The following is an 18464-nucleotide window of genomic DNA, read 5'->3' on the forward strand; positions in this document are numbered from 1 at the left end:
TGTTGCAATTAAAGTATTAACTTTAATTGAGATTGGAGCGAAAGACGAGACTCGAACTCGCAACATTCACCTTGGCAAGGTGACGCTCTACCATTGAGCCACTTCCGCGCAAATAAAATTCTTTTTTTAATTATTAAATTGAACTTACTCATTTATAATGAGTTTCCTTATAATTTATATATGGTGCAGATGAAGGGAGTTGAACCCATACACCCGAAGGCGCTAGATCCTAAGTCTAGTGCGTCTGCCAATTCCGCCACATCTGCATATATAAATGGTGGCTCACCCGGGAATCGAACCCGGGACACCTTGATTAAAAGTCAAGTGCTCTACCAACTGAGCTAGTGAACCAAAATTGGCTGGGATAGCAGGATTTGAACCTACGCATATCGCAGTCAAAGTGCGATGCCTTACCGCTTGGCGATATCCCAGAATAATGGGGTGAACGATGGGGCTCGAACCCACGACAACCAGAACCACAAACTGGCGCTCTACCAACTGAACTACGTCCACCATATGGTGCGTCTTAAGAGATTTGAACTCCTGGCCCATGCCTTAGAAGGGCATTGCTCTATCCAGCTGAGCTAAAAACGCATATTGTTAAAACAATATATTTGATATTATGTTTTAATGGAGCGGATGGCGGGAATCGGACCCGCACTATCAGCTTGGAAGGCTGAAGCACTACCACTATGCAACATCCGCATATTAAGTGTTTTTTAAAAATTGGTCGGGGTGACAGGGATTGAACCTGCGGCCTCATGGTCCCAAACCACGCACGCTCCCATCTGCGCCACACCCCGAATTGGTGCGTCTTAAGAGATTTGAACTCCTGGCCCATGCCTTAGAAGGGCATTGCTCTATCCAGCTGAGCTAAAAACGCATATTTTTTTCAGAACTTTTATTATTATAATTTATTTATCTCCAATTGTCAACAAATTTTCAAAACTTGTTTTAAAATGGAGCGGATGGCGGGAATCGGACCCGCACTATCAGCTTGGAAGGCTGAAGCACTACCACTATGCAACATCCGCATATTAAGTGTTTTTTAAAATTGGTCGGGGTGACAGGGATTGAACCTGCGGCCTCATGGTCCCAAACCACGCACGCTCCCATCTGCGCCACACCCCGGAGAGTCTTTATGTTTTTTATTAACTAGCTGTTTCTCACAGCGACAAGATTTATTCTACAATATGAAAGCAAATTCGTCAACACCTTTTTTGAATTTTAATATATATTATGTCATAAATCAAAGCTATATTAAGCTAATTTAATTATTTGTCGGTTTTTAATAGGTGTATGTATTTATCTACTTTATTTCCTTTATATAAGATACTGCCTCTTTCCCCTCTTCAATTTCTAAATAACCTAAACTTCTACGCATAATACCAGCACCCCTAAATATACTTCCAGGATTCATAAGTAATAATCCATCTTGTTTTTCTATAATACATAAATGAGAATGCCCAAATAAAATTATATCTACGCCCAATTCTTTTCCTCTACACATTATAGTATTCAGTTCCATTTTAACATTATAAATATGTCCATGACACATTAATATCTTTTTATCTAGAACTTTTATTATCTTCTCATTTGGATATCCTTCACAGAAATCACAATTTCCTTTAACCCCATAAACTTCGCCCTTAAAACCCATTGTAATCTCCTTTATATCAGCCGCACCATCTCCTAGATGCAAAACTATATCTACACCACTTATATAAGGTTTTACAGCCTGTATTGCACTATTAACATTATGCGAATCACTTATTACTGCTATTTTCATAATTTTCCTCCTACAAAAACTCTCTAATTAAAGTTTTAAATTTCACTAAAGCTCTTCCTCTATGAGATACTAAATTTTTTTCACTTGATTTAGTTTCTCCAAAAGAGGTCTTTAATTCATCACAATAAAATAATGGATCATATCCAAATCCATCGCTTCCATTAATCTCTTCCATTATATGACCTTCTACATATCCTGTCACACTTTTATACATTTTCTTGTCATCTACTACTGCTAATTGACATACAAACCTAGCACCTCTGTTTTCCCAACGGACGCCTTTAAGATTTGCTAATAATTTCTCATTGTTCTTATCGTCATCACCATGTTCACCCGCATATCTTGCAGAATAAACACCTGGTGCCCCATTTAAATGATCCACCTCTATACCTGAATCATCTGCCATTACAAGAAAATCTTTATCACCTCTATTTAAAAGGTAATCATAAATTTCCATAGCCTTCTTCTTAGCATTCTCAGCAAATGTTATGCCATCTTCAACTACATCTATATTAATATTCTCATCATTTAATGAAACTACCTCCAAAGGTAATCCAACTAATATTTCTTTAATTTCTTTAATTTTGCCTTTATTATTACTTGCTATAACCAATTTTTTCATTATTTTTTACTCTCCCCCGTTCCAATCCAAAGTGCATCCATTTTTAGAGAATCTTTTTGCAGTTGTACCATTTGTTTTATTCCCTTTTCGGCTAAATCTAATAATTCATTAAGCTCACTTCTTTTAAAGGGACATTCTTCACCTGTTCCTTGCACTTCTATAAATTCACCCTCATCCGTACCTACAACATTCATATCTACCTTAGCCTTAGAATCTTCTTCATAACATAGATCTATGACCTTTTGGTCTCCAACTATACCAACACTTGTTGCACTTACAAAATTTCTTACAGGATAAACTTTAAATGGTTTTTTCTTATGCAGCTTATTAACAGCATCAATAAGCGCCACAAAAGCTCCTGTAACAGATGCCGTTCTTGTTCCACCATCAGCTTGTATAACATCACAATCTATCCATATAGTTCTTTCTCCTAGTGCTTTTAAATCAATTACAGATCTTAATGATCTTCCTATTAATCTTTGTATTTCCATTGTTCTACCATCTAACTTTAACCTTGATATATCTCTTGGTTTTCTATTTCCAGTTGCCCTTGGCAACATATTGTATTCAGCAGTTATCCACCCTTCTCCTAACCCTTTTAAAAATGGTGGAACTTTATTTTCTATTGATGCAGTACAAATTACCTTTGTATCTCCAACTTCAATCAAAACTGATCCTTCTGCATATTTTGTATAGTTTCTAGTTATTTTAGTACTTCTTACTTGCTCATTTTTTCTTCCATCTATCCTCATTATATTTCCTCCATTTTACTTTAGGCATTAAAATAAATACTGTATATAGTATTAAAATGTATTTATTCTAATTCTTTTATTGAAAATATCTTATTATTAAATTTCATGCACTATTTCATCTATTAAATCATATTATTAATATACGGATTATTTAAGAGGTGAATAAATTGCGATATATTGGACCATTTTTTAGAATGAATAGTTTATCCCAAAAAGAAATTAACGGTCAACTTTTTCATTTATCAAAAGAAGCTGTAAGGACATTGGTCCTTGAATCAAAATGCGGATTAGTTTCTTCAATAAAATCATATAAGAAACTTTCTCCCTCCATTGATGTTACCACAATTGGAAATTTTTCTCCACTATTATGTATGTATAAGAAATCATCACCAAACTATATCCACAACAAAAATTCCAACGGTTTTGATGAAGATACTTTTAGGAAAGAAATATGCCCAACAACTAATGCCATGATGACATTATGTATTTTAGAATTAATTGATTACTATGATAGTTTTAAAGATATAGATTCTAATTTTTATTGTCTATCAGAAGTTTATAGAAAGCTATCTCGCGATCAGCTAAAATTCTATTCTGTTAACTTAAGAAATCCTGAAGGTGTATTTATAGACAAGAAAAACCTTTTAGAAAATAATTATAAAGGTTTTAACCTAGTAGATAAAAGCAAAAAATTCAAATTTTCTGACCAAGCCTTTATGATGGTTTCTTATTACTTATATTCAAAAAAGTTTCCTGATGAGGACATAGCTGAAGAATATAACAAGTTTTCTTTAGAAATTCTTGAAATGTTTTTAAATTTCAAAGAAAAAATTTATGAATGTTCTTTCGAAGAAATTTGTAAAACCTTATTAGCTATTAACCTCTTCTACAAATACTCTAAAGATAGCAAAACTCAAACTCTTATTATTGATTTAACTGATTTCTTAATTAACAAATTTGATGAAAAAGATTATTATGTTGATTCCTTAGATTTTACTTCTTTATTTGTAATCAACTTAGTCTTATCTTATAAACATACTAAAATGATTAGTTTCAATGAAAAATCTAAAGAAATAATAAATAAACTTACTACTCTTTATGATGAAGATACGGAAATATTCATTAAATTATCTGGTAAGAAAGATATAAAATACTCTTGCCTTGATGTAAATTTTTATTTTTTATCATTTATAATATTCGCTAATGAAAATAATTGTTATAACGATTATAAAAATATGATTTCTTCTTTATATAGAAAATATTATATAGGTTCCGGACTTGTTCCTAGTTGGCCAGATGCACCCACACTAGATGACTGTGAACGATATAGAGGCTTAACTCTAAATTCCACTGATATGTTAGATGAGAGCTATTTTAGAATGCCTAATTTCTCTTCACCTATCAGTTCCGGTGTGGCTCCTATATTTAATAAAACCATTACCTATTCAAAAAAGAAGAATTCTTTCGATATAAATAGTTCTTCTTTCGATAGTTATAGAAATATGTTTAGTTTTTATTTATTTATTCTTTTATTTAAAGATGATTTTATTTCAGAAACCTCTTTAAGCATATTAGATAATAGTAGCTTAGACTCTAACCTTCAACCAACTTTCACTAATCCTAGTAATATAGATACCTCAGTACCTGAGTTGCCTTATATTCCATCGGATTGCGAAACAGGTTGCGAGGACACAGTTGAACCACCAACACTAGTTATAAACGCATCTATTTATGATACTGTTAACTTCCCATCAACAGATACAACAGATACAACTGATACAACAGATACAACTGATATAACTGATACAACTGATATAACTGATACAACTGAAATGAAAATTTAACATTTTTAAGATTCATAATTTAAGTTAAATATTAAAAAGACCGGAGTTTCACTTCCGGTCTTTCACTATAAGCAACATTTTTTTTAATAAGTATAATCATTTTTATATTTTTAAAAAAATATTTGCCTATATTATTTCTCTAGTCTATCAAAATATATATTCCCATTTCCATCCAAAGCTACATTTTTTATCTTTTCACTTATAGCTATGTTTTCATTATAAAATAATAATGGCAATACTGAATATGTATTAAACAGGTTCTCTTCCATACTTGTAAACATAGTATTCTTCTCTTCTTCTTTTTTAACATCTTCTAAATTTTTGCTATAATCCTTTGGTAAAAAGTTTATTACCTTATCATATAATATTTTTTTATTATTTAAGGATGCTTCACATTGTATTAATGCAACATTATAATAATTCTCATTATGCAAATTACCTAGTTCAGACTTATTTATTAACTTATAAGTTAATGAAATTTCAGAGTTATCTATAAACCACTGAGTTAAAAAGTTACATAGTTCCTTGTTCCCAGCACTTTCTTCTGCAATTAACACAATTTCCTCAACTTTTTTCCATTTTGTTTCTGTATTGCTCATTACCTTTCTTGCCTGCAACTTTGCAAGGTCATCTTTATCATCCCTAAAATAACTTCCTTCTGCGAGTTCTAATAAAATGTTATTTTGAAGTTGATATTCTCCTATTGCTTTATTTATCAATGAGTATATTTCCTTTTTCCCCTCCATTGGCAATGAACTTCCGTTAGGGTTAAAGGCTAAATACATTGCTAAATCCGAATTTGTAGTTACTAATCTACCCTCCTCCTCTAACCTTGTCAGCTGGCTTTTAGGAGGCCCTACTACTATATCTCTATTTCCAACCTCAAAAGCAGCCATAGCAAGTTCTTCGCCTTCATCCTCTATTATATGTATAGCCTCTACTATATTTAAATCTGCTTTACTATTTCTTGTTAAAACTATTTCGCTCATGTCCATTGAAGTTATACTATACTCCCCTGAATATATAACGTTTTTAAAATTCTCACTAATATCTTCCCACAAAACAAGATCTTTTCTTACTCTGTATTGAGGTTTACTTAATTCATTTAAAAAGTTTGTGTTCTTGCTATTAAGTCTTATAGTAATTCTATCTTCAGCTGTTTGTATCCCTACATCTTTAGTAAATATTCCTTCTCCACTTCTAAAAGTTTTTGCCCCATAAACATCTAATAAAGCTGTGATATTTTCTTCCTTCTCTTCTGCTAATACTTCTCTAAAAAAATTAGCTATATCTTTTGCGGTTATTTTTTCTCCATTGCTCCAATAAATATTATCTCTTATTTTAAAATCATATTCTATTCCATCTTCTTTTACATCAACACTTTCAGCTAATGAAGGTACTATTTTACTATCTTTATCAAGCTCTACTAGCCCTCTACTAGTAGCACATACTATATCTTGTTCTCTCTTATTTAAAGAACCTACTGCTTTCAGTTCTCTAGGAATTGTAGTTATTGAATATGTAAATACTTCTTTGTTTTGGGTTGGAACTTCATTCGCTATATCAACAAAGCCTAATAAGAATATTACTACTAATATACCTGATAACACTGCAATTAATATTTTTTTCATATACTCTCTCCTTTGCTTTTATCCTCTTAATTATATCCATCAAACTTTTTAACTAATCACTTTATTCTTAATTAAGTTTATTAATTTTTCTAAATAGTTTTTACTTTTTATTTATAACAACTATTTATATGATATAATTACCCTATATTTACATTGGAGGTTATATCATGGTATTGGCAGTTCAAGTTTTTCAAATTATATTCTATTCAATAGCAATAATTTTTATGGGAACTCTTATTTTTGTAAGCATATGGGGATTCATAACTTTTAATAAAATGTATAAAAACCAAAGAATACAAAATCTTTTACTTGATAAAATTTATCAAAGTATTTCACAATTAAATTTTAAATATACATCTTCACATAAAAGTACAGAAGATGCATTTGACGTAGATGATCTTATTAACGAAGATGAACTTTTTAATAATCACTCATCTGATGATGAATCAGATGATATTATCTCTTTTTAATTATAAAATGACTAACTAAAAATGCTCCATGTTTATAACATGGAGCCTTTCTTAGTTAAATATTTTAATTAACCAAATTGATAATAAAAAATATTAATGAAACAGATATTGTAATACAAATAAGAAAGTATATATATCTCTCTTTACCTTTATGATATAAAAGAAACCTAATTCCCCAAAGTATCATAGTTATACATACGCCCATTTGTAACATATAATATGAATTAAATATTTGTCCTACATAAAAAAATTGATATGTAGTCAAAAAAGTACATATTATTATAACGCTAGTTATCATTGCTGCTGTCATACATATGGCTGTCACTATATCTTTTGATTTTAACTCTCCCATAATTTTTATCCCCTTACTATAGTTTCGAACTCCTCTTCTGTTAAAACTCTAACACCAAGATCATTTGCCTTTATCAATTTAGAGCCCGCTTCTTCTCCAGCTACCACATAATCTGTTTTCTTACTTACACTTCCAGATACTTTAGCTCCTAACATTTCAAGCTTACTCTTTATTTCTCCTCTTGAATAGCTCTTAAGAGTACCTGTTACTACTACTGTTTTCCCTTCAAATGGACTTGAAATTATCTTTTTTTCTTCATACTTTGGATTCACTCCTAATGATAATAGCTCATCAATAGTATTAACTACCTTTTCCTCTTTTAAAAATTCAATTACACCTTTTGCAACTATATCTCCAACTTCTGGAACAGCTACTAATTCATCAAATGTAGCATTTTTCAATCCCTCTAGGGATTTAAATGTATTAACTAAATCTTTAGCTGTTTTAACACCTACATTTGGAATACCAAGTGCATAAATAAATCTATACAACTCACATTCTTTACTTTTTTCAACTGCCTCTAAAATATTCTTAGCCTTTTTTTCTTTAAATTTTTCTAATTGCAATAAATCTCCTGTTTGCAACCTATATAAATTTGAAATAGATTTTATATCAAGTTTTTCAAAAAGTTGTTCTGCTGTTTTTTCTGAAAACCCTACTATATTCATAGCTTCTCTTGATGCGAAATGTACTATACTTTTAACCATTTGCGGCTTACAAGATAATGTGTTTTCGCAAAAATAATGAACTCCATCTTGAACAACATGACTTCCACAAGCAGGACAAATTTTAGGGACATTTATTTCAACTGTATCTTCTAAACTATCTTTAACTACTCCCATTATTTCAGGAATAACATCGTTAGATCTACGTATATGAACTTCTGCGCCAATCCTTACTCCCTTTCTTCTAATATCATCAATATTATTCAAAGTCGCACGCCTCACCGTTACTCCTGCAAGCTCAACAGGTTCTAGTATTGCTGTTGGTCCAACTCTACCACTTCTACCCACATTCCACTCTACGTCTAAAAGCGTAGTTGTAGCTTCTTGAGCTTCAAACTTAAAGGCAATTGCCCATTTAGGGAACTTAACTGTGTATCCTAAAAGTTCTCTTGTTTTAATGTCATCTATAGCTATAACTACTCCATCTATATCATAATTCAAATCAAACCTTATATCATTAATATAGTTTATTTCTTTTTCTACTTCTTCTAAAGTTGTGCAATATTTTATATAGTCATCCATAGGGAATCCCTTTTGTTTAATAAATCCTAGCATTTCTTCATAAGTTTTAAATGCATTACCTTCTTTGTATCCTACATCATAAAAAAATGCTGATAGATTTCTCTTTGCAGTTTCTTTTAAATTAAGATTTCTTAAAGCTCCTGCCGCACCATTTCTTAGATTTTTAAGAGGTGATTCCGATGATTTATTATAATTTTCAAAGGCTTCTGTTGTCATAATAGCTTCACCATGAATCTCAAATAAATCTCCACTTGCTATTTTAAGGGGTATTGCTTTTATGGTTTGTACTTGTGCTGTAACATTTTCTCCAGTTTCACCATTCCCTCTAGTTGCTGCTGTAACTAGAATTCCATTCTCATCATATGTAAGATTCACCGTAAGCCCATCAAACTTTTTAGTTAAAACATATTTCAAAGATGGAAGTTCTTCTCCTCTTAAATTCATTTCATTAACAAATTTAATATTCCTATTATGCCAATCCTCTATTTCCTGTATTGTTTGTGCTTTATCCAAACTCCAAAGCCTAGCTTTATGAGTATATTTATTAAAACCTTCTAAAATCCTATCACCAACTCTTAATGTTGGTGAGTATGGAAGTACATATTCATTTTCTTTTTCTAAAGCTTTAAGTTCATCATATTTTTCATCATATTCTTTATCTGTTACTGTAGGATTATCTAAAGAATAATATTCATATGCATATTTATTTAATTCTTCCACTAGAAGTTCTATCTTCGTTTTCTCATCCACTAAAATCCACCCCTATATAATTAAAGCCCTCCTTTACGGAGGACTCTCATTATTTATATTCTTTTTAAGGTACCTAAATCAATTCTAAGTTTGCTAAAGATAATAACAATATTTTTACCCCTTGTCTATCAAAGGCTATTGTTAATTTTTTATCTCTACTAACATCTTCGATTGATACTATAGTTCCAATACCAAATCTTTCATGGCTAACTTTTCTACCAATAGTGGTTTCTTCTTTAGTTAACATATTTTCATTTTCAGCTACTGCTGCTTCATCTTCTATAACATCTTGAGGATTTGCTGATGCATAAGTTCTGTTATCTCCAAAGTTTTTTCTTAAACTATGTGGATTATATGCAGGAGCGCTTGGTTTAAACACCTTAGCTCTTGAAGGTGTACCTGCCGCTTTTCCGTTTATATATTCCTTTAAATCAGTTTTTATTTCAGCAATAAAATCAGATTGAGGATATGCTACAGTTCTCCCAAATACTCTTCTTACTTCAGCTGATGTAATATATAAAGTTTCCTTTGCCCTTGTTACTGCAACATAACAAAGCCTTCTTGACTCTTCCATTTCTGATTGTTTTTCAAAAGATGAGTTTCCTGGGAATATACCATTCTCCATTCCAACTAAGAATACTACTGGGAACTCAAGCCCCTTAGCACTATGCACAGTCATTAAGACTATACCATCATCTTCATCACCCATCTTATCAGTATCTTGAACTAATGATATTTTTTCTAAATATGCACTTAAGCTCTTATCTTCACTGTTTTTTTCAAAATCCACAGCATCAGACACTAATTCTTTAAGATTTTCTATTCTACTCTTATCTTCAATTTCTTTTGATTTTTCAAGTTCCTCTATATATCCAGTTTCTTTTAATATAGTTTCAATTAATAATGAAGGAGGTACAGTCTCATTTAAAACCATGAAATTATCCATAAGCTCCATGAACTTTCCTATTCCGCCTGAGTTTCTAGCTGTTAAAGTAGGTATGTTACCAGCTTCCGACAGCGCATCCCACAATGCAACTTCATAACCTTGAGCAAAATCTGCCACTTTTTGAATTGTTGCATCACCTATTCCTCTTTTAGGAACATTTATAATTCTCTTTAAACTTATGCTATCTTCTGGATTAACCATAACCTTAAGATATGCTACCATATCCTTAATTTCTTTTCTGTCGTAGAATCTTGTTCCACCAACAATTTTATAAGGAATATCTTTTCTTCTTAAACATTCTTCAAATATACGTGATTGTGCATTTGTTCTATAAAGAATAGCAAAATCTTTATAATCTCTATCTTCTGCTTCTTTTATTTCTTTTATGTTAGTCGCTACAAAGTCACCTTCATCACTATCTGAATATGCTCTGTAAACTTTTATCTTATCTCCTGCTTCTTGCTCTGTTCTAAGTTCTTTACCCTTTCTGTTAGAGTTATTTACTATAAGAACATTAGCTGCTTCAAGTATATTTCCCTTTGAACGATAATTTTGTTCAAGTTTTATAACTTTAGCCTCTGGATAATCTTTTTCAAAGTCTAAAATATTTCTAATATCTGCGCCTCTCCATTGATATATACATTGGTCATCATCTCCAACCACGCATATATTTTTATGCTTAGCTGATAATAATTTTATGAACTCATATTGAACTCCATTAGTATCTTGATATTCATCTACCATAATATATTGGAACTTTCTTTGGTAAAACTCTAATGTTTCTTCATCTTTTTTAAATATCTCAACAGTTTTACCTATTAAATCATCAAAATCTAAAGCATTATTTTCTTTAAGTCTTTTTTGATACATAGCGTAAACATCTGCAATTTTCTTTTCTCTAAAATTATCTTCATGTTCTCTCATAAAGCTTTCTGGGCTTTGCATGCTATCTTTAGCTCTACTTATCTTTCCTATTATCTCTTGTTCTGTTAGATCTTTATCATTTATACCAATAGCCTTCATACATTCTTTTACAAGTACTTTTTGGTCCGAACTATCATATATGCTAAAGCTCTTTTTATAGCCTATTTTCTCTATTTCTCTTCTTAGTATTCTTACACAAGTTGAGTGGAAAGTTGAGATCCACATATCATCAGCTTTCTCGCCTATTATTCTTTTAACTCTTTCCTGCATTTCTTTTGATGCTTTATTAGTAAAAGTAATAGCTAATATTTTATATGGTGCTATACCTAAATCCTCTATCATATGTGCCATTCTATATGTCAGTACTCTTGTTTTACCAGTCCCTGCCCCTGCTAAAATTAGCACTTGGCCTTCTATAGTTGTGGCACCTTCATACTGCTCTTTGTTAAGTAATGTCTTTAAATCCATAAAAACACCCTCCTTTCTACTACTAACTTATATTATACCATACATATCTTTTATATTGTTGCCAAAAAAGTATTAAAATAAAAGAAGTAAACCATTAAATTTACTTCTTTTTAAAAATAAATACAATATTTAATTTCTTAACATTCAATTTTATACTTAAAAGACTTTTTTCCTGCACTATTTTTTTCCTAAGAATATTTTCTTTCATTATTCAGAGTATAATATTTCATTTTTAGCGCCAATGTGACTTTTCTAAAATAACTCTTATTCTATATATATAATTTTACTTAAATTTGTCACAATAATTATTAAATAAAAATATCTAATTTAAATGCTTTTATTTAAATTAGATATTTTTATTTAAATTAGCCAATGTTAAAGATTACATTTTTACGCAAAAAAACGCAACCCTTGGGGCCAGGTTGCGTTTTAGCAATAAGCAATAAATAAAAAGGGGGCTATTTATATCCTTTTATTTATCCTTGCCCAAATATTATATTTCATACATTTAAAAAATGCAAGATATTTAATTAATTTCATTATAATTTTATGCATAAATGAATGTTTTCAACTCATTTATTTTTAACGTTCGTTAGAAGTTCTTTAAAATAGCTAATTCTTCATCTGTCAGCTCTCTATATTCGCCTTCTGCAAGTGTTTCATCTAACTTTATTGTTCCAAATTCTATTCTTTTAAGATATGTAACTTCTTTCCCTACAGCTTGGAACATCCTTTTAACTTGATGAAACTTACCTTCTTGTATTGTAACTAGTATATCTGATTCTTCTTCTGACGCTGATACTATTTCAAGTTTAGCTTCTTTACATAAATACTCATCATCTAGTGTTATTCCATTTTTGAAAGCTACTATATCACTTTCTGTAACTTCTTTATTAATTTTAGCACTATATACCTTATCTACATGCCATTTAGGTGCTATTAATCTATGGTTTAATTCACCATCATTAGTTAAGAATAATAATCCTACTGTATCCTTATCTAATCTTCCCACTGGGAATGGATCGAAAATTTGATGGTTCATTTCTAATAAATCAATTACTGTTTCATCTCTATTATCACGAGTAGCCGAAATAACCCCATTTGGCTTGTTCATCATTAAGTATATAAATTTTCTATAAAATATTTGTTCTTCACCAAAAAATATTTCATCACTTTCAGGTTCAACCTTAGCTCCACTATCTTTGATTACTACTCCATTAACTTTAACTAAGCCCTTTCTGCAAATACCTTTAAGCTCTTTTCTTGTTCCATAACCTAAGTTAGATAATACTTTATCTAATCTTTCCATTAAAACACCTCTTCCTTTCCTATCGACATCTATGTTTATTTTTTTCAATTAACATCTATTCTATTATTAAAAGTTTAAAAGCACAATATAAATTTTACTTATTGACTAGGATGTTTGACTTATTAGTTTCTTTCCAATCCCTTTTAGTCTAATTAATCTACTACATAACAAAAGGAACATCCTAATCAGGATGTTCCTTACTCTTCTTTCTTTTAATATGACTTAAGCACTAATTCCATTTTTATAATAATTCATAACCTTTGGAACATAATTTTGAGTTTCTGAAGGCATTTTATAAAGATCATTTGATGACTTAACACCCCGTCTCTCCATTGTTCCCTGGCCTCCATTATATGCCATAAGAGCCATTTCTACATTACCATCAAACATATTTAAATATTCTTTTATATGTTTAACTCCCCCTTCTACATTTTGTTCAATATTAAGAGGATCTGTTATTCCATACGCTTCACAATTAAAATCCATAAGTTGCATAACACCCATTGCACCTGATCCTGAAACAGCATTCGCATCAAAATTAGATTCTTGTTTTATAATTCCTAAAACTAAGTTTTTATCTATTCCATATTGAGTTGCATATTTATCTACAGCTGTATATATTCTACTTTTATCACTATCTAGTTCATTCACATCTACTTTCAACCCTTTATTAACAGTTGAATTTTGATTTTCTTTACCTTCTGTGCTATTGTATATACCGTCTACTGATTCCGTCCTAACTTTCATAGGCAAATTATCTAATTTTTGCCCTACAGCAGTTGGCAAATAATTAGATTCTTCATCTTTATTTGTATTCACTAAAGCAGTTTCTTTATTCTTTGAATTTTGAATTAAAGCCTCATAAACGATATCAAACTCAGGAGAATCTCCCATAGTCTTTTTCAAAGCATCCTTAGCTATAGTTGTTCCCATAAACTCTTCTATATTTGTAATTTTCATTTTATGCCCTCCATAATTTAAGCCTAGTCCATAGTATATATATCGTTTATTCTTTCTTATTCTTAAGCGAAAAAAGAGAATCCCCTTGAATTTCTCTTTTCCCACCTACCTAAGGAATATTAATTTATTATCATTTAATACGTCTAAGGTCTCTACCTAAGTTAACACACTTTAAAGCTCACTTTATCATAATCTTCATAATTAACCTTTTTATAATAACTTTTACTTAATACTAAAACCCTATATTCTCCAGGTGAGAAAGGTAAAAATGTATAATAATTTTTTCTACTATATTCTTGAGCTCTCACCCATTGACCCTTTTCCATAATATAAAATTCATAACAAACTTCTTTTCCACCTATGCTACTCACTTGGAATGTTACTTCTTCATTAACTTTTATATTATCCTTTAACGCTTCAATTTTTGTAGAATTTATAGGTACTGCTTCGTGAACATAAATACTTATTTCTTTTTTATTATCATATCCATCTTCACATTTTATATTTTTAGCAAATATTTCAAAAGTATATTTTCCTGGACATTTTGGTTTTATTTTTAATTTCCTCGCATTAATATAGCCAGTATCTTCAACTTCATGACCATTAATTTTAGTAACATATTTAAGCTTTACACTTCTTGTATTTTGAACTATAGCTTCAATATCTATTGTATCCAAAACTAAGTAAGTTTCCTTAGACTCCACTAATATATAATCAATTTCTGCTGGTATATACTCCTTAACCTTTAAATATACAAAGCTATGACTATCATATTCCTTTAAAGAATATTTATCTAAAACTCTTACTTCAACTTCATATTCACCCTTTTCTTCTGGCGTGAAGTTTACCCAATTACTAGTTCCATACTCCACCCTCTCCATTTCTTTTCCATCTTTAAATACTATGAATGAATATTTTAATACAGTTCCACCTTCAGCCTTAATCTTAATATTTACAGGTTGTAAAATAACAGAATTTTTATTTTTACTAGTTATTATATCTACTATTTTTACTGGTTTCTCACTTTTTTTATCTATTTCAAAGTCTAAAATTTTTATATCCTCATAATCTTCTTCATAAGATATATCCTTAACTTTAACAATAATTTTATATTCACCTTCAGCTTTGCTAACCCAAAGTAAGGTATTATCTCTTATATAACCTGTATCTTCAGCATTTGGTCCTTCTATTATATATCTATAAAGAAGTTCCCGTCCCCCTTTTGCACCAACTTTGAACATCACTTCTGTTCCACATACTTGTGGAGAATTTAAATTACTAGAAAAATTCTTTATATATACTTCTTCATAAGGTTTAACTTCATAAGTAATTATAGCTCTATCATCAAACTCTTTATTCGAAAACATATCGCGAGTTAAACATAAAAGTCTATATTCTCCCCATTCTTTTTCCTTAAATGAAATAATTGTTCTTGATGAATATTCTTGAATACAAGTTGTTTTTCCATCTTTATCTATTTTTAAAAATTTATATAATAAATTTCTATTACTATCACAATTTGTTATAACTTTAAATATTAACTCTTCATTCACAAGTATACTTTCAGTTAAACACTCAAAATCTATAATTTCTATTTTTTTCCCCTCAACAACTTTAAACCTAATAGTTGTAAATTCGTCTACATTGTTTTCCGATTCTGGCATTTTACTCTCTATTAATATTTCAACAGCGCCAACTTCACTAGCTGTATATACTAATTTATTTTCTCTGCTGTAATCACGAAGTGCTTCCCATCCTTGTTTTCCCTTTATCCAAAATCTATATAGAGCTAATTCGTAATTGCCTTTTACTGCAACACGAATCTTTTCTCCAATATTAAACGATGTCTTATCTAAACTAATATCTTCTATAATTTTAGTTTTCATATTTTTTTCTTCCTCTTCATTTTTTACTATAAATTCAACTTTTCCTAAATGATCAAAAGGTTTACTAGATTTTTCATTTTTAGCTTGTACCATAATTATATGTTTACCTTTTGTCCGCGGTTTCCACAAACAAATATTTTTACTAGAAAAATCTTGTATTGGATTCCATATTCCATCTGTACCTTCAATAAACTTATATTGCAACCCAATTCCCTGATCTTCCCCTACAATTGCCTTTATATTTATTTCCTCTTCTATACACCCTTCATAATTCTTATCAAATGTTATTAAAACCTCGCTCATAAATGCCCACCCCTCTATACTAAGTCATCCTCAAAAGCAACACTTCATTATACCTATATATTTCTTTTCAGATGCCTAACACAATTACATACTTATTTAACATAATATTGTAATTATATTATACATTTTAAATTTTAAAATATATACTGAATTTTGTCGGCTAAATAAAAAAATAAGAGCAAACTATAGCTTTATTTCTACAGTTTACTCTTTTATATTACATTCTACAACTCTTTTTAAACTCTTCTCAAGCCTTAAATCATCTTCTGTGGTCCTCTTTTTTGCATTTTGAGTTCTTCCACCACCACGTCTAATTTTTTGTGATAAATGTCTCTCTTCTAGCATCTTATCTATGTTGTCATTAGTATACAGATATCCCTTTGGATTAATTACATTTGCTTTTTTACCTAAACATATGGCTGCAACTCCATAGTCTTGGCTTATTACAACATCATTCGACTTGCAAAGATTTACTACATACATATCCACACTTTGAAAACCACTTTCTACAACCTTAACTTCCCCATATTCTAAGTTAATAATATGATGTATATCACAATATACAATTAATTCTAAATTATTTTCTTTTGCTATTCTTTGAATGATGGAGATGCCCGGACAGGCATCTCCATCTACTATAATTTTCACTTACTTAAGTCTTCCTTCAAGTTCTGCTTTTAACTCTTCATATCCTGGTTTTCCAAGTAAAGCAAACATATTCTTTTTGTACATTTCAACTCCTGGTTGATCAAATGGATTAACTCCTAGTAAGTATCCACTCATTGCACATGCTTTTTCAAAGAAGTAAACCATATATCCAAAGTAATATGGGCTTATTTCTGGAACATTTAGTATCATATTAGGTACTCCACCATCATTATGAGCTAATAAAGTTCCTTTGAATGCTTGCTTATTAACAAAATCCATAGTTTTTCCAGCTAAGAAGTTTAATCCATCAGTATCTCCTGGAGTTGTTCCTATAACAACTTCTTTTTTAGCCTTTCCTATGTTTATAACAGTTTCGAATAAGTTTCTTGAACCATCTTGGATAAATTGTCCCATTGAGTGTAAATCAGTTGAAAAGTCCACTGCTGCTGGGAATATACCCTTTTGATCTTTACCTTCTGATTCTCCGTATAATTGTTTCCACCATTCATTAAAGAAATGAACTGAAGGTTCATAGTTTACTAAAACTTCAATTTTTTTACCTTTATTATATAAAACATTTCTCATTGCAGCATATTTATAACAATCATTTTCTTTTAATGAAGGTTTTGAATATTCTTCTCTTGCATCTGCTGCTCCACTCATCATTTCATCTATGTTAATTCCAGCTACTGCTATTGGTAATAAACCAACCGCTGTTAACACTGAGAATCTTCCACCAACATCATCAGGAATTCCAAAAGTTTCATATCCTGTTTCATTACATAATGATTTTAATGCACCTCTGCTGTTATCAGTTGTTGCAAATATTCTTGTCTTCGCTCCATCAACACCATATTTCTTTTCCATGTAGTCTTTAAATATTCTAAATGCTATTGCAGGTTCCGTAGTTGTACCTGACTTTGATATAACATTAACACTAATGTCCATGCCTTCTATAGCTTCTAACAAATCAGTAATATATGTTGAACTTATGTTATTTCCTACAAAGAATACCTTTGGAGTTTTTCTGTGCTTACTTCCTAATGAATTATAGAAATTGTTAGTTAACATTTCTATAGCAGCTCTTGCCCCAAGGTAAGATCCACCAATTCCTATAACTATTAACACTTCTGAATTCTTTTTAATTCTTTCAGCAGCATTTTTTATTCTGTCAAATTCATTTTTATCATAATTAACAGGTAGATCAAGCCACCCTAAAAATTCATTTCCTGCTCCAGTTTTATTGTGTAAAACTTCATGAGTAGCATTAACCATCGCTTCCATATAATTTAATTCAGTTTCTTGTGCATAGGGTGCTACCTTAGATAAATCTAATACTAAACCTTTCTTCATAACTATACCTCCGTCTATTATTGAATTTCTTTTACTCAATAATTATTATATCACAATTCTTAGCTTCACCATAATAATCCATTACATATTTTGCTCTTATTTCACCCAGATTATACTATAGTTATTTGTATTTACTACTATTTAATTCATACCTGTATATTTTTTTGTTTAAAAATTATAAAATTAGTAACAAAAATATTAATAAAAAAG

14 protein-coding genes and 11 tRNA genes are annotated in these 18464 nt (G+C 30.3%); 2 read left to right on the top strand and 23 right to left on the bottom strand.

What is annotated here, in order from left to right:
* Positions 1-33: 33 nt before the first annotated feature.
* From J1C67_RS03880 to rph, 14 genes are all read right to left on the bottom strand, one after another.
* A tRNA-Gly gene (locus J1C67_RS03880) sits at positions 34-108 on the bottom strand.
* A 73-nt stretch (positions 109-181) separates the two neighbouring features.
* A tRNA-Leu gene (locus tag J1C67_RS03885) sits at positions 182-266 on the bottom strand.
* A gap of 9 nt (positions 267-275) precedes the next feature.
* A tRNA-Lys gene (locus J1C67_RS03890) sits at positions 276-351 on the bottom strand.
* A gap of 5 nt (positions 352-356) precedes the next feature.
* Positions 357-431, bottom strand: a tRNA-Gln gene (locus J1C67_RS03895).
* A 6-nt stretch (positions 432-437) separates the two neighbouring features.
* Positions 438-513: transfer RNA gene (locus J1C67_RS03900), tRNA-His, on the bottom strand.
* Positions 514-517: 4 nt separating this feature from the next.
* Positions 518-594: transfer RNA gene (locus J1C67_RS03905), tRNA-Arg, on the bottom strand.
* Positions 595-631: 37 nt separating this feature from the next.
* A tRNA-Gly gene (locus J1C67_RS03910) sits at positions 632-705 on the bottom strand.
* Positions 706-727: 22 nt separating this feature from the next.
* Positions 728-803, bottom strand: a tRNA-Pro gene (locus J1C67_RS03915).
* 3 nt (positions 804-806) lie between these two features.
* Positions 807-883, bottom strand: a tRNA-Arg gene (locus J1C67_RS03920).
* Positions 884-960: 77 nt separating this feature from the next.
* Positions 961-1034: transfer RNA gene (locus tag J1C67_RS03925), tRNA-Gly, on the bottom strand.
* Positions 1035-1055: 21 nt separating this feature from the next.
* A tRNA-Pro gene (locus tag J1C67_RS03930) sits at positions 1056-1131 on the bottom strand.
* 178 nt (positions 1132-1309) lie between these two features.
* Positions 1310-1789: a YfcE family phosphodiesterase gene (locus J1C67_RS03935; RefSeq protein WP_167866953.1), complete on the bottom strand. Its 480-nt coding sequence runs from the start codon at positions 1787-1789 to the stop codon at positions 1310-1312.
* Positions 1790-1799: 10 nt separating this feature from the next.
* Positions 1800-2411 carry an RdgB/HAM1 family non-canonical purine NTP pyrophosphatase gene (rdgB, locus tag J1C67_RS03940; RefSeq protein ID WP_167866952.1) on the bottom strand — a complete coding sequence of 204 codons (612 nt, stop codon included), beginning with the start codon at positions 2409-2411 and terminating at the stop codon, positions 1800-1802.
* On the bottom strand, positions 2411-3163 hold the full coding sequence (gene rph, locus J1C67_RS03945; protein WP_089969525.1) for a ribonuclease PH: 753 nt from the start codon (positions 3161-3163) through the stop codon (positions 2411-2413). The genes rdgB and rph overlap by 1 nt, the downstream gene beginning before the upstream one ends.
* Positions 3164-3330: 167 nt before the next feature.
* Between rph and J1C67_RS03950 the strand changes: the two genes are divergently transcribed.
* Positions 3331-5007 carry a hypothetical protein gene (locus J1C67_RS03950; RefSeq protein WP_243176812.1) on the top strand — a complete coding sequence of 559 codons (1677 nt, stop codon included), beginning with the start codon at positions 3331-3333 and terminating at the stop codon, positions 5005-5007.
* Between the two features lie 131 nt (positions 5008-5138).
* Here the strand turns inward: J1C67_RS03950 and J1C67_RS03955 are convergent, their stop codons facing one another.
* Positions 5139-6638, bottom strand: coding sequence for an ABC transporter substrate-binding protein (locus tag J1C67_RS03955; protein ID WP_167866951.1), 1500 nt, complete (start codon positions 6636-6638; stop codon positions 5139-5141).
* A 167-nt stretch (positions 6639-6805) separates the two neighbouring features.
* On the opposite strand from J1C67_RS03955, the gene J1C67_RS03960 reads away from it, so the two are divergent.
* Positions 6806-7108 (top strand): hypothetical protein, encoded by a 303-nt coding sequence (locus tag J1C67_RS03960; RefSeq protein WP_089969520.1) that lies wholly within the window; start codon positions 6806-6808, stop codon positions 7106-7108.
* 64 nt (positions 7109-7172) lie between these two features.
* Here J1C67_RS03960 and J1C67_RS03965 read toward each other — a convergent pair whose 3' ends face one another.
* The 8 genes from J1C67_RS03965 to J1C67_RS04000 all read right to left on the bottom strand — a co-directional run bounded on the left by J1C67_RS03965 (position 7173) and on the right by J1C67_RS04000 (position 18254).
* Complete coding sequence (locus tag J1C67_RS03965) at positions 7173-7460, bottom strand: hypothetical protein (RefSeq protein WP_175490836.1); 288 nt, start codon at positions 7458-7460, stop codon at positions 7173-7175.
* A gap of 5 nt (positions 7461-7465) precedes the next feature.
* Positions 7466-9457, bottom strand: a complete 1992-nt coding sequence (gene ligA / locus J1C67_RS03970) for an NAD-dependent DNA ligase LigA (protein ID WP_167866950.1) — start codon at positions 9455-9457, stop codon at positions 7466-7468.
* A 73-nt stretch (positions 9458-9530) separates the two neighbouring features.
* Positions 9531-11795, bottom strand: a complete 2265-nt coding sequence (gene pcrA, locus J1C67_RS03975) for a DNA helicase PcrA (RefSeq protein WP_089969515.1) — start codon at positions 11793-11795, stop codon at positions 9531-9533.
* Positions 11796-12387: 592 nt separating this feature from the next.
* Positions 12388-13104: a pseudouridine synthase gene (locus J1C67_RS03980; protein ID WP_167866949.1), complete on the bottom strand. Its 717-nt coding sequence runs from the start codon at positions 13102-13104 to the stop codon at positions 12388-12390.
* Positions 13105-13326: 222 nt separating this feature from the next.
* A complete protein-coding gene (locus J1C67_RS03985) occupies positions 13327-14064 on the bottom strand; it encodes a lytic transglycosylase domain-containing protein (RefSeq protein WP_167866948.1) in 738 nt (245 codons plus the stop codon).
* A gap of 161 nt (positions 14065-14225) precedes the next feature.
* Positions 14226-16253, bottom strand: coding sequence for a triple tyrosine motif-containing protein (locus J1C67_RS03990; RefSeq protein WP_167866947.1), 2028 nt, complete (start codon positions 16251-16253; stop codon positions 14226-14228).
* Positions 16254-16457: 204 nt separating this feature from the next.
* On the bottom strand, positions 16458-16901 hold the full coding sequence (locus J1C67_RS03995) for a YaiI/YqxD family protein (protein WP_167866946.1): 444 nt from the start codon (positions 16899-16901) through the stop codon (positions 16458-16460).
* Positions 16902-18254, bottom strand: coding sequence for a glucose-6-phosphate isomerase (locus tag J1C67_RS04000; protein WP_089969501.1), 1353 nt, complete (start codon positions 18252-18254; stop codon positions 16902-16904). It abuts the gene before it with no gap.
* Positions 18255-18464 lie beyond the last annotated feature (210 nt).

It is taken from the genome of Clostridium gasigenes (assembly GCF_017348895.1).
In the GTDB taxonomy this organism is placed as follows: domain Bacteria; phylum Bacillota; class Clostridia; order Clostridiales; family Clostridiaceae; genus Clostridium; species Clostridium gasigenes.

Excerpts from the sequence above, each read along its gene's own strand:
- J1C67_RS03980 (WP_167866949.1), bottom strand. The coding sequence starts at position 13,104 with ATGGAAAGATTAGATAAAGTATTATCTAACTTAGGTTATGGAACAAGA.
- pcrA (WP_089969515.1), bottom strand. The coding sequence starts at position 11,795 with ATGGATTTAAAGACATTACTTAACAAAGAGCAGTATGAAGGTGCCACA.
- J1C67_RS03985 (WP_167866948.1), bottom strand. The coding sequence starts at position 14,064 with ATGAAAATTACAAATATAGAAGAGTTTATGGGAACAACTATAGCTAAG.
- J1C67_RS03935 (WP_167866953.1), bottom strand. The coding sequence starts at position 1,789 with ATGAAAATAGCAGTAATAAGTGATTCGCATAATGTTAATAGTGCAATA.
- J1C67_RS03960 (WP_089969520.1), top strand. The coding sequence starts at position 6,806 with ATGGTATTGGCAGTTCAAGTTTTTCAAATTATATTCTATTCAATAGCA.
- rdgB (WP_167866952.1), bottom strand. The coding sequence starts at position 2,411 with ATGAAAAAATTGGTTATAGCAAGTAATAATAAAGGCAAAATTAAAGAA.
- rph (WP_089969525.1), bottom strand. The coding sequence starts at position 3,163 with ATGAGGATAGATGGAAGAAAAAATGAGCAAGTAAGAAGTACTAAAATA.
- J1C67_RS03990 (WP_167866947.1), bottom strand. The coding sequence starts at position 16,253 with ATGAGCGAGGTTTTAATAACATTTGATAAGAATTATGAAGGGTGTATA.
- J1C67_RS03965 (WP_175490836.1), bottom strand. The coding sequence starts at position 7,460 with ATGGGAGAGTTAAAATCAAAAGATATAGTGACAGCCATATGTATGACA.
- J1C67_RS04000 (WP_089969501.1), bottom strand. The coding sequence starts at position 18,254 with ATGAAGAAAGGTTTAGTATTAGATTTATCTAAGGTAGCACCCTATGCA.
- J1C67_RS03955 (WP_167866951.1), bottom strand. The coding sequence starts at position 6,638 with ATGAAAAAAATATTAATTGCAGTGTTATCAGGTATATTAGTAGTAATA.